15 protein-coding genes are annotated in these 13751 nt (G+C 32.9%); 6 read left to right on the top strand and 9 right to left on the bottom strand.

Features of this window, described 5'->3' with window-relative positions; genetic code table 11:
• The 6 genes from AB1410_09060 to AB1410_09035 form a co-directional block, all read left to right on the top strand.
• On the top strand, positions 1–302 hold a 302-nt coding region (locus tag AB1410_09060), incomplete at its 5' end, for a hypothetical protein (protein ID MEW6456842.1).
• 41 nt (positions 303–343) lie between these two features.
• Positions 344–484: a hypothetical protein gene (locus AB1410_09055; protein MEW6456841.1), complete on the top strand. Its 141-nt coding sequence runs from the start codon at positions 344–346 to the stop codon at positions 482–484.
• Between the two features lie 263 nt (positions 485–747).
• Positions 748–2022 (top strand): KamA family radical SAM protein, encoded by a 1275-nt coding sequence (locus AB1410_09050; GenBank protein MEW6456840.1) that lies wholly within the window; start codon positions 748–750, stop codon positions 2020–2022.
• On the top strand, positions 2000–3016 hold the full coding sequence (locus AB1410_09045) for an ATP-grasp domain-containing protein (protein MEW6456839.1): 1017 nt from the start codon (positions 2000–2002) through the stop codon (positions 3014–3016). Before AB1410_09050 ends, AB1410_09045 begins: the two co-directional genes overlap by 23 nt.
• Positions 3017–3994, top strand: a complete 978-nt coding sequence (locus tag AB1410_09040; protein MEW6456838.1) for an ATP-grasp domain-containing protein — start codon at positions 3017–3019, stop codon at positions 3992–3994.
• Positions 3945–4463 (top strand): GNAT family N-acetyltransferase, encoded by a 519-nt coding sequence (locus AB1410_09035; protein MEW6456837.1) that lies wholly within the window; start codon positions 3945–3947, stop codon positions 4461–4463. The genes AB1410_09040 and AB1410_09035 overlap by 50 nt, the downstream gene beginning before the upstream one ends.
• Here the strand turns inward: AB1410_09035 and AB1410_09030 are convergent.
• The 9 genes from AB1410_09030 to AB1410_08990 form a co-directional block, all read right to left on the bottom strand.
• On the bottom strand, positions 4455–5234 hold the full coding sequence (locus AB1410_09030; protein MEW6456836.1) for an ABC transporter permease: 780 nt from the start codon (positions 5232–5234) through the stop codon (positions 4455–4457). The genes AB1410_09035 and AB1410_09030 overlap by 9 nt on opposite strands.
• Positions 5218–5961, bottom strand: coding sequence for an ABC transporter ATP-binding protein (locus tag AB1410_09025; protein MEW6456835.1), 744 nt, complete (start codon positions 5959–5961; stop codon positions 5218–5220). The genes AB1410_09030 and AB1410_09025 overlap by 17 nt, the downstream gene beginning before the upstream one ends.
• Positions 5962–6083: 122 nt before the next feature.
• Positions 6084–6881 carry a dihydropteroate synthase gene (locus AB1410_09020; protein ID MEW6456834.1) on the bottom strand — a complete coding sequence of 266 codons (798 nt, stop codon included), beginning with the start codon at positions 6879–6881 and terminating at the stop codon, positions 6084–6086.
• A gap of 24 nt (positions 6882–6905) precedes the next feature.
• Entirely contained in the window at positions 6906–7784 is an 879-nt protein-coding gene (locus tag AB1410_09015; protein MEW6456833.1) for a homocysteine S-methyltransferase family protein, read from the bottom strand.
• Position 7785: 1 nt separating this feature from the next.
• Positions 7786–8937: a cysteine desulfurase family protein gene (locus AB1410_09010; protein MEW6456832.1), complete on the bottom strand. Its 1152-nt coding sequence runs from the start codon at positions 8935–8937 to the stop codon at positions 7786–7788.
• 240 nt (positions 8938–9177) lie between these two features.
• Complete coding sequence (locus AB1410_09005; GenBank protein ID MEW6456831.1) at positions 9178–10530, bottom strand: DUF1015 domain-containing protein; 1353 nt, start codon at positions 10528–10530, stop codon at positions 9178–9180.
• Between the two features lie 40 nt (positions 10531–10570).
• The gene (locus AB1410_09000; GenBank protein MEW6456830.1) at positions 10571–11479 is read right to left on the bottom strand and encodes a hydroxyacid dehydrogenase; all 909 of its coding nucleotides are present in this window, start codon (positions 11477–11479) and stop codon (positions 10571–10573) included.
• The gene (locus AB1410_08995; protein MEW6456829.1) at positions 11476–12621 is read right to left on the bottom strand and encodes an alanine--glyoxylate aminotransferase family protein; all 1146 of its coding nucleotides are present in this window, start codon (positions 12619–12621) and stop codon (positions 11476–11478) included. Before AB1410_08995 ends, AB1410_09000 begins: the two co-directional genes overlap by 4 nt.
• Positions 12622–13112: 491 nt before the next feature.
• Positions 13113–13574: a DUF192 domain-containing protein gene (locus AB1410_08990; GenBank protein MEW6456828.1), complete on the bottom strand. Its 462-nt coding sequence runs from the start codon at positions 13572–13574 to the stop codon at positions 13113–13115.
• Positions 13575–13751: the final 177 nt, after the last annotated feature.

The raw sequence follows: 13751 nt of genomic DNA, 5'->3' as shown, positions 1-13751 counted from the left end.
ATTTTAAAAAAATATTATTGGAAAGAATAAAGTATGAAAAAACAATTGAAAGTGAATTTTCAGAAAGAGTTAGTATAAGTATTGATGAAATCGAAAACTATTACAGGGAAAATTATCTTCCGAGCAGAGAAAGGATGAAATTAAGCATAGAACCTTTTTTAAATATATCCACTGCTATAGAGAAAGAACTGAGAGAAAAGAAATACAAAGAGCTTTTCCACGAATGGATTTTGGAAATGAAAAAAATAAAAGAGATAAATGTATATTTAAATGATGATGATTTAAAGGTGATATTGAGTTGAAAATATTAATGATTTATACATAAAATATTTGGGGGGATAAAATGAAAGAGCAGACATTTAGAAATCTTCCTTTTCAAAGGAAAATTTACAAAGAAACAAAATTAAAAAATATTCCAAAATTTAGAGAAAAAAGAGAAAAAATAAAATTTCAATTTTCTAGAAAAAAGAAAAATAAAAAATAATTTGTCATTCTTTGGTTAGAAATTTCATTCAAATTGAATTTAAAGGGTTAATAATTGACATTCATGTCTAACTAATTTTTTTTACAATTATTTTTTTAAAAAAAATTAAATTAATGTTAAAAAAATACTTGACATATTTCTTTTTTGTCTTAAAATTAAAATTGAAGAAGTGGAAAATTATTTAGAATACTATTTCATAGAAAAAAACAAAATTCAAAAAAATAATCCCTTCAAAAAAGAAATTAAAATTAGGAGGAAAAAAAATGGAGGAACAGTTTGATGGAGAAAAACCTCCATCGAAGAGATGGGGGGAGTTTTTTCCATGGAGGGGGGTTCCAAAAGAAGATTGGGATAACTGGAGATGGCAATTAAAAAACTCAATTAGAAATGTTGAACAATTAGGAAACATAATTCAATTAACTGATATCGAAAAACTTCGAATAAAAATGGTGTCTTCAGTATATCCTATGTTTTTTACCCCCTATTATTTTTCATTGATTAACTTTTATGACCCGGAAGACCCGATAAAAAAACAAATTATCCCTTCTTTTCTTGAATTAACCGAGGATACCGGATATGAAGAAGATGACCCTTTGAATGAAGAAAAAGAATCTCCTTGCTCGGGAATTACCCATAGATATTCTGATAGAGTACTGCTAATAACCACAAATTTTTGTGCTTCTTTTTGCAGGCACTGTACGAGAAAAAGAATATTTACAAAAGCTTTTTCTATGAAAGGAAAATTTATCTTGGATTCTGTAGTTGGATATATTAAAGAGCATGAAGAAATAAGGGATGTGATAGTTTCCGGTGGAGACCCTCTGACACTTCCTTTCAAAAGATTTGATAATATTCTGAAAAGGTTGAGAGAAATCCCTCATGTAGAAATAATAAGAATAGGAACAAGAATCCCTGTTGTATTACCACAAATTTTGTATGATAGGAATTTGCTTGAGATCCTTGAAAGATATGGGCCAATCTGGGTAAATACACATTTCAATCATCCAAATGAGATTACAGAAGAATCTTCAAAAGCAATAGAAAATTTATTAAGAATAGGAATCCCCGTTAATAACCAGACAGTTTTGCTTAAGGGAGTAAATGATTCTGCTGAGACGTTGATTGCTCTATCGAGGAAATTATTGAGAATAAAAGTTAGACCCTATTACCTTTACCACTGTGACCCGGTAAAAGGGGTTAATCATTTTAGAACATCTATTTTCAAAGGAATTGAAATTTTAGAGAAAATGAGAGGGAATATCTCTGGCTTTGGTATCCCGACCTATGTGGTTGATTCACCGGGTGGAAATGGAAAGATTCCAATAAATCCAAATTATATATTATCTTTTACAGAAGAGTCTGTTCTTCTTAGAAGCTACAGAGGAAAGATTATCGAGTATTATCCGGAAGGGAAAAGAGATAGAGGAGAAGAAATTCAGAAAGTTTCTTCAATTTATAACCATGGAGAGAAAGTTAAGTTGATAATCGGAAGGAGTCAATTTTTAAGGAGAAAAAATGCGAATAGGAGTCGCTTATGATTTAAAAGAATTTCATCAAGAAGATCCTTCGCTTCCTTTGGATATCCATGAAGAGTTTGATATAGAAGAGACAATCGAAAGCATTGAAAAAGCCCTTTATAAAAAATTTGACTGGATTGTAAGGCTCGGCGGCGGTAAAAAATTTTTAGAAAATATCCAGAAAAACAATGTAAATTTTGTGTTCAACATAGCCGAGGGATTTGGAACAAGATCAAGAGAGGCTCACATTCCTTCTGTTTTGGAAATTTTAGGAATACCTTTTTCAGGCTCTGACCCTCTCACATTAGCATTAACATTGGATAAAGCTTTAACAAAAAGAGTTCTTTTAGCGGAGGGAATCTTGACGCCCAATTTTTTTGAGATAAATGATTTAATTGAAATAAAAAAAATAGAAAAATTATTAAAACAAAAAAATTTAAAGTTTCCTCTAATTGTCAAACTCTCTCATGAAGGTTCAAGTATGGGGCTCAGGTTGAATTCAGTTGTAAAAGATATATTCAGTTTAAAACAAAAAACAGAGGAATTAATTTCTTTATACAGAGAACCCGTTTTAATTGAAGAATTCATTTCGGGAAGAGAAATAACAGCTGGAGTAATCGGTAATGGAAAGACTGCAGAATGTTTTGGAATGATGGAGATATCTCATAAAAGATTAAAGAACGAAGATTTCATTTATTCGCTTGAAGTAAAGAGAAACTGGAGAGAAGAGGTGATTTATACAATAAACCCGGATATGTCTCCAGAGGTCGAAAAAACAATTTCAAAAGAGGCTGTTAAAATTTTTCAGATTCTTAAATGTAGAGATATTTCGAGGATTGATTTCAGACTGGATCAGAATGAGAAAGCTTATTTTTTAGAGATTAACCCTTTGCCAGGACTTAATCCAGATTACAGCGATTTGCCGATGATAGCAAGGGGCATGGGAATTGAATACGATGATTTGATTTTAAGGATTGTAAAAGAAGCATTCACGAGATACAGCATCATTTTTTAAATGGCACTTAAAGTCGCGATTGTATCAAATGAGATAACATCTAATGAAAATCCAGATGTATATTTAGTCAGAGATGAGGTTAAAATAGTTAAAGAAATTCTTAAGAAAAGGGGTTACCTGTACAAAGATATTTCAATAAAAAAAGAAGTTTTTTCTCTGATAGAAGAATTACAATCTTTTAAACCTGATGTTATTTTTAATCTATGCGAGCAGTTTGATAGTCAAAGCGAGGGAGAATTTTATGTCGCTTCCCTTTTTGAGTTGCTCGGAATTCCTTATACAGGTTCTACTCCATTTACATTGGCTCTTGCATTAAGAAAATCTAAATCTAAAATTATGTTGTCTTCTTGGGGTATTAATGTACCCCCTTGGGAGGTCATGGATAAAATTCCAGATAGAGAATTAGATATTTTATATCCTCTTATCGTTAAGCCCGATAATCAGGATGCAAGTTTAGGAATAGACAAATCAAGTGTTGTTTATGATTTTCCTTCGTTGCAGAAAAAAATTTCTGAACTTCTTGAAAAATTAAAATCACCTGTTTTAGTTGAAAAATATATCGATGGGAGAGAATTTAACGTTGCTTTTCTGGGAGACAAGATTTTAGCTATAGGAGAAATAATTTTTAAAATTGAACCTAAAATTTTAACCTATAACGCAAAATGGAGAAAAGGCTCTGAGGAGGATATATTAACCATTCCAAGATATCCAGCTGACCTTAGACCAGAAAAAAAGGAGGAAATTGAGCAAATCGCGATTAGGGCTAAAGAAATATTAGAAATTAGGGATTATGGAAGAGTTGATATAAGAATGGATAAAGATGAAAAGATTTACATCCTTGAGGTAAACCCAAACCCTGATATTTCTTTAGATTCTGGATTTTATCGAGCAGTAAAGGCTGCTAAAATGGAATACGAAGATGTAATACTTGAAATTATTGGATATGCTAATTCCAGAAGAAAGAATAGAAGAAATTAAACCTGAAAATAGAGAATCAGTTATAAAACTCATAAAGGAAGTAAGTATATTCAATCAGGCTGAAATCAAAATCGCAATTGAATTGATAGATCTTTCGATTAAAGGAAATAAAGATTATATCACGAAGGTTTATAAATCTAAGGAGGAAGATATTTGGGGTTTTATCTGTTATGGAAAAAATTTGTTAGGGGAAGGGGTATGGGAATTATACTGGATAGCTGTGAATCCTTCGTTCCAGAGGAAGGGAATTGCTAAAAGGTTGATGGAACACTTTGAATCTGAAGTTGCAAAGGATAATGGAAGGCTTATTCTGATTGAAACATCTTCATCCAGTATATACAGGAGCGCGAGAAAACTTTATGAAAGTATGAGTTATTCAAAGACGTGCTGGATAAAGGATTTTTATAAACCGGGAGATGATAAAATAATTTATAAAAAAATTATAACAAAAAAGAATAAATTATTCTGAAAGTCTTAAAATTATGCCTGTCTTTTTTGCTCTGTGTGAAGCTTTTCGCATAAGAATTAAACTCATAATAAAATAAAGAATGCCTAAAGAAAATCCTTTTAAAAGTGGATAACCTGAACTAATTTCAAAATCGTAAAAAGATCTGAAGTATTCAAGAAAATAAGTGATGGGAATTATTTTTGCAAAAAGGTTGAAAAAAAGTGGTAACTGATCAACTGGATAATAAATTCCACAAAAAAGCATCAACAAAGTTGCCAGTGACCATGCGGTGATTTCTGCTCTCTGTCCAAAGCATAGTATGAGGATACACACATTTGCTCCTATTATTAATCCACTCAGAAATAGACCAAGTAAAAATATTATAACAGGAATAACGCTCGGTATCTCGAAATCAAATGCCCATGTTGAAAAAATTAAAAGAATTAAAAAAACTATAAATCCTCTAACCACGCCAACGATCCATGAACCCAGAAGAGATTCTGAGACACCAATTGGAGAGAGAAATATATGCTTTATGCTTTTTGACCATATATCAAATAGAAGGCTGTAGGAGACATCTAATTGAGTTACTTGCAGGACACCCATTGCAATTGAGCCTGAAAGAACGAAGCCCAATTCTCTTTTTGTAAATTGAAAAAAATCAGCCATCAATCCAATAGAAAGTAAGCCAATGACAGGCCAAAAAAGAAGTTCGGCCAGAGAAAAGAAACTTCTTTTTGAAAATATCCAGTTTCTGAAGATAAAAGCAGATGTTTTATTTAGCCAATTCAATGAATGCCTCCTCAAGAGTTGAAGCTGAGATTTTTTCTTTTAATTCTTCAGAGGTTCCTGTGAAAAGGATTTCACCATTTCTTAGAAAAGCGATTCGTTCGGACAGGAATTCAGCTTCGTTCATATAATGAGTTGTCAGGATAATTGTAATTCTATTCTTCTCATGAATCTCTTTTATAATTTTTCTTATTTTATGCGCTATGTCAGGGTCAAGCCCTACAGTTGGTTCATCAAGAAATAACAGTTTAGGGTCATTAAGCAAACTTTTTGCAAGGGAGACTCTCTGTTTTGTTCCTGTAGATAACTCATCAAATTTTTTATCTGCAAATTCCCACAAGCGGAAAGTATCCATACCCCATTTAATTTTCTCTTTGAGTTTATTGGATTTAAGACCGTAGAGCATACCATAAAATCTTAAAGTTTCTTCTATCGTGAAAAGCCAAGGAAAATTTGGATTCCCTGAACACAGGTTTATAATTGTTTTTAAATCATTTCCAGACTTAAAAATATCCCTTCCAAAAATTTTAACTTCACCTTTATCCGGTAAAAGCAGAGTGGAAAGAATATTTATCAGAGTAGTTTTCCCAGAGCCATTTGGTCCTAAAATACAAAAAATTTCTCCTTCCTCTATGGTAAGATTAATGCCTTTTAATGCTTCTGTTTTCTTTTTTTTGAACAAACCCCTGAAAAAAGTTTTATGTAAATTTTTTATCTCTACTGCTTTCATTTTTTAAGAATATTCTTACTTAATTATAAATTAGAGCAGGAAGGGTGAAAATGAAAAGACTTTTTAGAGAGGTCAAATGATTGGTTTTCTTTGTCACCTTTCCTGCTCATATTTAATTTTAATTAATACTGATTTTTCAATTTCCTGCAAAATAAAAGATAATTTTTTAAATTTTTATCCTTACCCAACAGTGCTTCAACTGAAAAAATAGTTGATATTATTTCATCATCAAGGGGGTCGAGGATAGCTGCATCGAGTCCATTAAAAATTGATATCGTCAGAAAAATGCGATTGATTAATTTTCTTCTTGGAAGGCCAAATGATACATTACTGATTCCAGCGACTGTTTTGAGTTCAGGAATGCTTTTTTTTATTTTAATAAGAGATTCAAAAAAAATGTTTGCAATGTTCGAGTTTGTAGCAATTGGTCTTACCAGGGGATCGATAAATATCTCACTTTCATCAATACCTTCATGCTTGATAATCTCAAGGAAATTTAAAGTTTTCCTGTATGCTTCCTCAGGCGAATTTGGCATTCCATCTTTATCTATAAGAAGACCGATGATGTAAGGTTTTTTTTCCTTTATAATTCCGGAGAGATATTTTATTTTTTTAGATTCAATCGTTAGAGAATTTAAAATAGCTTTTCCCTGATGAATTTCAAGAGATTTTTCTAATACCTTTACATCCGAGGAATCAATGGAAACAGGGATCCCAGCTTCTTTTTCAATAATCGGAATTGCCCATTTCAATGTTTCGAGTTCTTTTTCCATCAACAGCGAAGCATTTAAATCAATAAATTCCGCTCCTTTTTCTTTCTGTTGTTTCGATTCTTTCAAAATAAATTCTTTATCCTTTGACTTTAGAGCCTCAAGCACTTCTTTCCGTGAAGAATTTAATCTTTCACCAATTATGATCATTTGATTATTTTTTCCTGCATAAAATTAATTTTTGATCAATTTTTTTATTTCTTTTATGTACTCAGGGTCTGTTCCACAACATCCTCCAACTATATTTGCTCTGTTTAAAATAATTTCTTTAAAATCTTTTGCATATTCGTATTTATTCTGCTCGTATTTTGTAATTCCATTTTCGTCAAGATATGGATTCCCTGCATTTGGTTCCGCAATAATTGGCAGGTCAGTATATTTTTGAATTTCTTTTATAATAGATGCGATGTCTGAAGGTGGAAGACTACAATTTGTGCCTATTGCATCAGCCCCATTATCCTGGAGTGTCTTTACAGTCTGTTCGATAGAATTTCCCATAATTGTGAAATATCCCTTTGGTGCTCGAGTGAAAGTCATCGATACAAAAACCGGTAAGTTTGAATTTGACCTGGATGCTTTTAATGCACATAGCGCTTCTTTTAAATCATAGAATGTTTCCAAAATTATAAAATCAAGTTTTTCTTCCTCAAACACTGAAGCCTGTTCTCCAAATACTTCGATTAACTCTTCCTCTGAATATTCTCCATAAGGTTTTAATAATTTTCCTGTTGGACCTATGTCTCCTCCTATAAATTTCCCCTTTGCAATAACCTCTTTGGTTAATTTGGAAGCATTCCTGTTGATCTCAATTGTTCTCTTATCCAGGTTGAAACTGGCAAGTTTTATTCTGTTGGCACCGAATGTGTTAGTTAAAATTGCATCAGACCCTGCATTCAAATAAGTTTTATGAACTTTTTTCACCTCTTCTTTATTTTCGATATTCCATAGCTCAGGAGGTTTCCCCCCTGAAAGCCCTCTTTTTATTAATTCTGTACCCATCGCTCCATCTAAGAGTAGAATATGATTCTTTAAATAACTCAAAATATGGTTCATTTCAATAATTATCTGTGTTCTTTAGTTCTCTTAATTTTTCCACGATAAATGAAACTTCATCTAATACTTTGCTTATTTCTTCCTCTTTATTGAACCTTCCAATGGAAAATCTGACGGATGAATTTGCCTCCTCAGGGGATAAACCAATGCTGAGCAACACATGGGAAGGGCTTTCTTCTCCTTCGGTGCATGCTGAGCCTGTTGAAACATATATATCTTTTGAGGATAATGCCATTACAAGGGCTTCTCCATCAATTCCAGAGAAGCAAAAATTAAGGGTTGATGGAATTCTTTTTTCAGGATGGCCATTGAACTTCACATCACTAATTTTTGATTCTATTCCTTTTTTTAACATTTCAGAAAGAGTCTTTATTCTTTTTCTTTCTTCCTGGCTTTCTAAATGGAGAATTTTTACAGCCTCACCAAATCCTATAATTCCGAGTACATTTTCTGTTCCAGCCCTTCTCCCTTTTTCCTGATGTCCTCCTAACATTAACGGAAGTATATTTACTCCTTTTTTTATGTATAAAGCTCCCACGCCCTTTGGACCATATAATTTATGAGCGGAGATCGATAGAAGATCAACCTTCAGTTTCTCAACGTCAATTTCAATTTTGCCCAGAGATTGAACACAATCTGAATGAAAAACAACTTTCCTTTCCGAAGCAATTTTTCCTATCTCTTCTATTGGCTGGATACTTCCTATTTCATTATTTGCATGCATTATCGAAATTAAAGCTGTCCTTTCTGAGATTTTATCTTTTATAAAATCTAAATCCACAATCCCTTCGTGATCTACAGGGACATAGAAAACTTTTATTCCTTTTTTTTCTAAATATTTACACGTGTTTATAATAGCAGGGTGCTCTATGGAAGATACAATAATTTCATTTTTATCCGGGCTTACATCGAGTATTCCTCTTATCGCCCAGTTATCTGATTCTGTTCCTGAAGAAGTAAAGAATATTTCTTCCTTTTTGGCATTTATGTATTTTGCAATAATTTCTCTTGCTTCTTCAATTCTATCTTTAGCCTTCCTTCCAATGGGATAGAGTGAGGAAGGATTTCCAAAGTACTCATTTTCAGTTTCATGGATTTTTTGTAGAATTCTCGGATCGATTGGTGTTGTTGCATTATTATCAAGATAAATCATTATCTTCGCCTCGAGCTATAATTATACAATCTTTTTAGATAACCTACAAAAAATTTATATTTTTGAACGGAAGGCTCGCCGCAATCCCGTCCCTTCAGGGGCGGGTTAAGGCGAGCAATATTAATGAAAAAATACCTTGCCGTCGAAGAATCCCCGCCATTTCATGTCCTGAACTTGATTCAGGAATGGCGGGGTTCTTCAAAAGAGGGCAACTATTCCCTTAGTGATATATCGAGAGTATTAAGATTTTTCAACAATGTTTTTATTAATAAATAAACAATTGATTAATATTCCTGATTTTAGTTTTGGATAAAAGTCAGTGGATTTTTCTGGCATTATTTCACCATTTTCGACAACCTTTTTTATTTCTTCAAGAGAAACAGGATTTAATAAAAAAATGCCCTGATATTCTTTGTTTATGACTTTCTTAATCCCTTCTTCTCTATTTCTTATATAATTAACGTTTTTTTCAATAGAAAAACCTTCAGAAGAAAATTCGTTCATTTTTTCTATCACCAAAGAATGAAGAATTGATATATCGAGTTTTTTCCATTCAGGAGACTTAAAAGGATCCATTTCTTTCTCCCACTCAGATAGTTCATTCAATTTGAAGATGATGAATTTTTTAAATTCATTGAAATAGGAGCAAAAAATGTGTTTAATTCTTTCCCTTCTCAAAACATCATTTATTTTATTTAAGAGATTTATATCGAGCGGATTTTCAGATTTAATTTCTTCAAGATTAAAATATTTTGAGAGCAATCCCTTGAATTTTGGCTCATTGATTAAATCAAATCCTTTCACAAGTCTGTAAGTTGGGAGAATAACTAATCCAGGATCATCAATATCAAATAATGTCATCATGATATAATCAAATCCTGTGTTTTCCACATTTATTCCTTTCATTTTCAATTCTTTTTTATAATTGAGAGAAGTTTCATACCTGTGATGGCCATCGGCAATTATAAGAACTTTATCCTCAAATAAGTTTTTCAAGATTTCGATGTTTTCTTTATTTTTTAGTACGCACAGTCTATGTTTAATTTCATCCTCATCATATAGTTCAAATCCAACCTCAGAATTTTTAATAGAGTTTTCAATAGCATTTGATATTTTTTTCTCAGAGTCAATGTAGAGTAAAAAAATTTGTTCTGTATTTGATTCTGTCTCTCTAATAAGATTTAATCTATCCTCTTTTGGCTTTGGAAAAGTTTTTTCATGGGGAAGAACTTTTTTAGATGAGAAATCCTCCAGTTTAACTCTTGCAATTAATCCGATTCTCTTTTTAATATCACTGTTATGCCTGAATTCCTGTTCGTAGAAATAAAGAGAGTCTTCCTTTTCTATAATAAATATTTCCTCTTTTAACCATTTATCAATGTAATATTTTGCTCTTTTGTACTTATTTTTTTCATAGGAGTTTTCTTCGATGTCTTTTCCAAGTATAATTCTTACGATATTGTATGGGCTTCTCCTGTAATACACCTCTTGCATTTCTGGAGTAATTCTATCATAGGGTTCTGTGATAACATGTTCTAATTTTACTTTTTGAGTATTATATCTTATTGCTCTAAAAGGCTTAATTATAGCCATTTTATGTATTCTTCTATTTAAAAATTAGAATCAAAAAATATTAAACTTTGAAGAACTCTTTCAGGATTTTGATAACTTCCATTCCCGCTCTTTCCTGCCCTTCTTTTGCTGAAGCACCGATGTGGGGTGTAGCAATTACATTGGGATGGTCTATAAGGGAAAAGTCTTCTGGAGGTTCTACTGAAAATACATCAAGGGCAACTCCCGAGACTTTTCCAGAATTAAGGGCATCGAATAGAGCTTTTTCATTTACAACTCCTCCCCTTGATACATTTATCAGGTAAACCCCATTTTTCATGATCTCGAATTCTTTATACGAGAGAATATCTTTTGTGCTTTCTGTCAAAGGCAGATGTACTGAAATAAAATCTGAATTTTTCAAGAGCTCTTCCCTTGAAACCTGAGAAACAAGAAGGTCGGTTTCCTGTTTTATAATGTCATGGGCAAGAACTTTCATTCCAAAAGCTATTTCTCTTTTAGCTACTTCTTTTCCTATTCGTCCGAATCCAATTATTCCAGCAGTTTTTCCATAAAGTTCTTCTCCTTCAAGAATTTTCTTTTCCCATTTATGTTCTTTCATAGTAGAATCTGCAATACAGATTTTTCTGACAAGTGCTAACATCAATCCAATTGTAAGTTCTGCCACTGAAATGGAAGTGGCTTCCGGAGTATTCGCAACAGCAATTCCTTTATTTTTAGCAGTTTCTACATCAATATTGTCAAGACCAATACCTGCTCTTACAGCTATTTTCAGATTCTTTGCAGAATTTAGAACATTTTTTGTAACTTTTGTGGCAGACCTGACGACAATAGCATCAAATTCTTGAATTATGGGAACGAGTTCATTCTCTTTCAGTCCTGTTTTTACTTCAACATGGAAATCTTTAATAGATCTGAGTTCTTCTAACGCTGAGTCTGATAATTTGTCTGCGATTAATACTTTTTTCATTGCCAGTTCTCCTTAAAAATTTTTTCTGCTGCTGCCACAGAAGCTCCAAATGGAACTTTATATCCGAGTTCATCGAGTGTCATCTCCAGTGAGGAAAGAGCAGTTATAATATCAAATGCACTCATATATCCTAAATGGGCAATTCTGAATATTTTCCCTTTATAGGGCTCCTGTCCGCCTGCAATGTAGGCTAAATATTTTCCCTGCATTAATTTAACGAGTTTTCCTCCATCAATTCCTGAAGGAACTTTTACAGCGGTTGCGATGTTACCTGGAATTTTTGATAGAAGTTCAAGGTTTAAAGCTTTAATTCCCTGCCTTGTTGCCTCTCCAAGGATTGAATGATGGCGAATTATCTGTTCAAGTCTGAAGGATTTAATTATATCAAGGGACTTTTTCTGCTGTATTACAAGAGAAACTGCAGGAGTAAAAGGAGTGGTTTGTTTTTCAAGGTTTTTCTTGTATTTTTTTACATCAAAATAAAATTTGGGCAGCCTGGAGTTTTCAGCCATTTTCCAGGCTTTTCTTGAAAAAGCTAAATATGCAAGACCGGGTGGAATCATCAATGCTTTCTGGGAAGCTGCTACAAGAATGTCGATTTTCCATTCGTCCATAGGACATGGAGTTGCTCCAAGCCCTGAGATTGCATCGACGATGAGAATCGCATTGAATTCATCGCAGACCTCTCCATATCCTTTAACATCATATACAGAACCAGAAGATGTTTCTGATAAAGTTGCAAGGACTGCTTTTATAGCAGGGTCTTTTTTCAGTTCATCTTTTAACTCTTCTTTGGAGTATGGCTCACCCCATTCAAGGGTGATTTCTAAAACATTTAGACCATATGCTTTTGCTATATCTCTCCATCTTTCTCCAAATTTTCCGCCGTTAATTACCAGTACTTTATCTCCAGGTGAGAGTGTGTTTACAACTGCTGCTTCCATAGCGCCTGTACCTGAAGATAAAAGAATGTAGACCTCCTCTTTTGTCTGAAAGACATATTTGAGGTCTTCAGATACCTCCATGAATATCTTTGAAAACTCAGGAGTTCTATGATGGATTACTGGTTCAGAAGAAATGGAAAGAGATTCTGGTGGGACAGGTGTAGGTCCCGGCGAAAGTAAATAACTTTTCTTTATCATATTATTCCTCCTCTCTTTTATGTTTTTTATAATATGCAAAAACAAGCTTAGAAGTAAATAATAATTAAAAATTAGAAGAAAAATCAAATAAATCAATTACAGAGAGCAGCGATCCACTTTGCTTAGAGATTTCAGAGTAATTAGCAAGGGTGACTTCAAAAACGCGCTGTATTTTCCCCAATCCCGCACTAACTTATTATTACCTAATACAAACGCATTGAATAAATTGTAGGGCAACCCTTTAGAGCCTGCCCCGAACTTGATTCGGGGGTTGCTTAATGCAAGGCTAAAGCCTTGCCCTACATGTAACAATATTTTATGCGTTTGCTATAAATTAAGGAATTCATAATATCTCTACTTCAATCACTTAATTTTTTTGGAATAAATAAAGTTAGTGCGGGAGCACTCATGTATGTTCAGTATTCAAGAATCAATTGTTTCTTAGGTATTTAGATGCTCGTCGATATATTGTTCAGAAGATGATTGACCTCTTATCTATTAATATTGAACAATAATTTATCTCCTATTTTCAGTCCTTCTTTTTTTGCTTTTCCTGAGTTTACTTCAAGCACATACTGGCAATCTTCATTTGGCACATAGGTTTCGCACGGTTCGATGAAGCATGGAGGGACATTTTCTATGATATCCACTATTATTTTCTTTGAGTTTATAAAGATCATATCTAGAGGAATTAATGTATTCTTCATCCAGAAGCTATATCTTCCTTCTCTTTCAAATATAAAAATCATTCCGTGATTTTGATTTAATTTTTTTCTAAACATCAATCCTTTGGTTCTTTCTTCCTCAGTTGAAGCAATTTCAGCAATGATTGAATTTCCATTTGGTAGAAAGATTTTTGTAAATTTTTGGGGTAAAAATAAAGCTAAGATTAAGACTACTATTCTTATCGTTTTCATGTTAGTGTGTTGTTCCTTACATATCTTTACAGGCAAAAAAATCTCTCCGACAGCACACTGAAGGGGTATGGGGAAGAGGCTTCCCCGAACATAGGAGGGTGTCGGAATATGTATTCCGCACCCTCCTACATGCACCATTCTGGTGCATGCAAATAGATGATTTAAATTTAAATAAAAACCTTTTACACACTGCCCTTAAGGGCAGTGCTAGGA

It is taken from the genome of Acidobacteriota bacterium, from assembly GCA_040756905.1.
GTDB lineage: Bacteria > Acidobacteriota > Aminicenantia > JBFLYD01 > JBFLYD01 > JBFLYD01.
Note: the sequence above shows the minus strand (reverse complement) of the source record. Positions and strands in the feature narration are given on the sequence as shown.